Source organism: Micromonospora sp. RTP1Z1 (assembly GCF_033804685.1).
Taxonomy (GTDB): Bacteria; Actinomycetota; Actinomycetes; order Mycobacteriales; family Micromonosporaceae; genus Micromonospora.
This window is the reverse complement of record NZ_JAPFQV010000123.1, coordinates 1-2,770: the sequence shown is the minus strand read 5'-3', so window position 1 is coordinate 2,770 and position 2,770 is coordinate 1. Positions and strand designations below refer to the sequence as shown.

The 2,770-nt window shown below is 66.4% G+C and carries 4 protein-coding genes; 1 reads left to right on the top strand and 3 read right to left on the bottom strand.

Going from position 1 to position 2,770, the window contains the following annotated elements; all coding sequences use genetic code 11:
• Positions 1-97 precede the first annotated feature (97 nt).
• A complete protein-coding gene (locus tag SLP03_RS31300; RefSeq protein WP_413644775.1) occupies positions 98-820 on the bottom strand; it encodes a sulfotransferase family protein in 723 nt (240 codons plus the stop codon).
• Positions 821-847: 27 nt separating this feature from the next.
• Between SLP03_RS31300 and SLP03_RS31815 the strand changes: the two genes are divergently transcribed.
• Complete coding sequence (locus SLP03_RS31815; protein WP_341477406.1) at positions 848-997, top strand: hypothetical protein; 150 nt, start codon at positions 848-850, stop codon at positions 995-997.
• Between the two features lie 344 nt (positions 998-1,341).
• Here the strand turns inward: SLP03_RS31815 and SLP03_RS31295 are convergent, their stop codons facing one another.
• Together SLP03_RS31295 and SLP03_RS31290 are read right to left on the bottom strand one after the other, a co-directional pair.
• On the bottom strand, positions 1,342-1,665 hold the full coding sequence (locus SLP03_RS31295; protein ID WP_319464244.1) for a hypothetical protein: 324 nt from the start codon (positions 1,663-1,665) through the stop codon (positions 1,342-1,344).
• 348 nt (positions 1,666-2,013) lie between these two features.
• The gene (locus SLP03_RS31290; RefSeq protein ID WP_319464243.1) at positions 2,014-2,529 is read right to left on the bottom strand and encodes a putative immunity protein; all 516 of its coding nucleotides are present in this window, start codon (positions 2,527-2,529) and stop codon (positions 2,014-2,016) included.
• Positions 2,530-2,770: the final 241 nt, after the last annotated feature.

Sequence of the window (2,770 nt, the reverse complement as noted above, 5' to 3'; positions counted from 1 at the left end):
TGGCAGCAGCAGCCGCCTTCGATCTTGTAGTCCTCACAAACACATGATCGACAGGCGGCTGCGTCCACTTCGCACGCCCCCACCGCATCCCGCGAGGTCAGACCGCCAATGGCGGCTGCCGTACTAGTGCTTCTTCGATGAACTCGCGGGTTTCGTCGTCGAATTGGTCGTTGCGGTTCGTCAGCTTGTGCGACTGAAACGTTGAAGGGGTGGCGAAGTCGTCGACGTCGAGCCGTTCGAACAGGGCGCGGCGCTGCCCGGGCCAGTCGGCTGCGAGATCTTCTGCTTTCACCTCGATGTATCGCCTGCCCGTCAGGTCGACCGTGTTCTTCCAGGTGAGCCATCGGTGGTAGACCGGCTTGAGGTAGGCGAGCGCGCCGTCGACGGTGGGCGGTGCCCATGGCTGGGCCAGGTGGGATGCGAGCACTGAGACCGGGTGACGCTTGATGTGCACGATGGTCGCTTCGGGGACCAGTTCCCAGAGGAACTCCATGCACAGCAGGTTGAACGGTGTCTTCTCGCACCAGGTCGGCTTGCCCGCGTCGGCGGCTGCTCCGCCGAACATGGTGTCGATCAGGCCCCGCAAGATTCCGAGCAGTTCGCCCCGGTCGCTGAAATACCTGGGAAGTACCCGCCGGCGGCTCAGCGGCTCGAACGGCCCGGCAGGCCGGTCGGCGTTCCCGAAGCCTTCCGCGGGCGCAGGTTCGTCGTATGTGTACGCGATCAACTGCGGCCAGAGCTGTTGCACCGCGTCCCGGTAGCGCCGCTCGCCGACCAGCTCGGGAACGGTTTTGCCGCGATCGTCGCGCCGGCCGGGCACTCGTACGGTGAGGAAGTCGCTCAGTCGGTGCAGGGCGTCCTCACCGACGGTGGGGTCGTATCGATCGGTGAGCGCGTCGGCCAGGTCCCGCAGGCCACCCGGGTCGATGAGAAACCGGGTCTCCATGGGAATCCGATGGATCAGCGGATGTTCGCCGATGATGTCGGCGATCCGTGACGTTCCCGAACGACCCGTACCCGCAACGAAGATCGGTGAGGGGAAAGGCATGGCGAGCAGTCAAACTCTCAGCCCGGCGCCTGTGCAAGCCATTTATCCCCTTCACCCGCTGCTACGGGCCGGACCCGCACCCGTCGCGCCGAGTGCGTGCCGGACGGCCGCCTCCAACAAGCGAGCAACGAATTATCGAAGCTTCCCAACGCGCCGCATCCCTCACACACTGATGCACTGATCTCGGCATGTGCGTGCGTGGCTGCCGCTGCCGCTGCCGCTGCCGCTGCCGCTGCCGCTGCGGCTCGCCGTCGGTGCTGCCTGGGCAAGGGCGCGGGAGCCCTCGCGCAAGCTCAGCGGTTGCTGGTCGTCGTGTTCCGAAGCATGGTGGTAAGTTCGCGCGCCCGCCGTTCGCCGGGAAAGTCAGGGGTAAACAGTCCGGGCAGCAGAGCAATGCCAAAACCGGCAAGGACCGGGATCAGCAGGAAAATCGTGATTCCGAGTGAGGCTGTCAGGCCGTCGTCGGTCCACCGCAGCCGGATCGGCGCTTGCGCGATCCACTTGCGGCCTAGCGCCAGACCGGCTAGGGCGGTCAGCCCGTACGCCGAGGCGAACAGGCGGGCAGGCAACGTGCCTGGGCGAGCAAGACCGACAACGAACAACGCGGACAAGGCCACGGCCAGCAGCGTGACTACCAGAACGGCGGCAGTCGCGATCCTGCGACGTCTGCGGTACTCACTGCCACGTCCATGCCATGTTCCGCCAACGAACGGTGCAAGAACGATAGGGCCGTTGGGGGTCGCGATGGTTCGGACGTATCTGCCCCGGTCGGCATTGGGCGCCCCGCGCTTCACAAGCCGGAGGGTACAGCGTGAGCACGCCGAGGGGACGGGCCGGCGTCGGCAGACGTCCTCATCTCGGCATGTGCGTATGCCGGCCGAGTCAGCACTTCGTGACGCCGCGTAGCACGCGGAACGCGGCAGATTCGGATGAGCGCTGGGGTGGGCTCGCAGCCACACGCCCGCTCAGCAGTCAAACACCGACCAGCAGATGTCGTTCCGCAACCGCTGGTCATCGAGCACGAGCTCGCGAATCGCCTCCGGGAGTTGGTCACGCTGCCATCGGCACTCGAGTCGCCCTACGGCATCGCTCTCGCCTTCCGGCGCGGCAGCACGTGCGGCCTTGATCGCATAGGCGGCCGCACCGAGTTCGTGCGCGGCGACGTGTGCGACGGCCCCCGCCTGGCCAGCAGCGTACGCGGCATGCCGTGCTGCCCCACGCAGGTCTCTGGCCGCGCCCATTGCATGGCCGCCCGCCGCGCGAGCCTGCATCATCTTGACCTCACCACGCACCCAGGCGCGGGCCTGCTCGATCGCTTCACGTGGTCGTGGGTCCTCAGGCTGAACCGACTCGAACAGGTGAAGGACGTGCTCCGCGCACGACGCCGCCCAAAGAGCGAGGAGATGATGATCCGAATCAGTGAGGGTCCCACCGCGACGAAGCGTGATGAAGCGAGGGTCCCGAACCTTCGGGAGGATCATGGTTGGTCGCTCCTTCTAAGGGGACGGACCGCGTCTTCAACCGTAGCGTCGTTCGAGCACCAGAGCCTTCGGGCGTCGTGCGCCCTGACCCGGGATCCCCTCACACATCCTGTACTCGGCATGTGCGTATGCCGGCCGAGTCAGCACTTCGTGACGCCGCGTAGCGCGCGGATCGCGGCAGATGCGGATGTCCGATCATGGTTGGTTGATCGCGCCGGGCGGGGCCTCGCTCGAGGTGTTC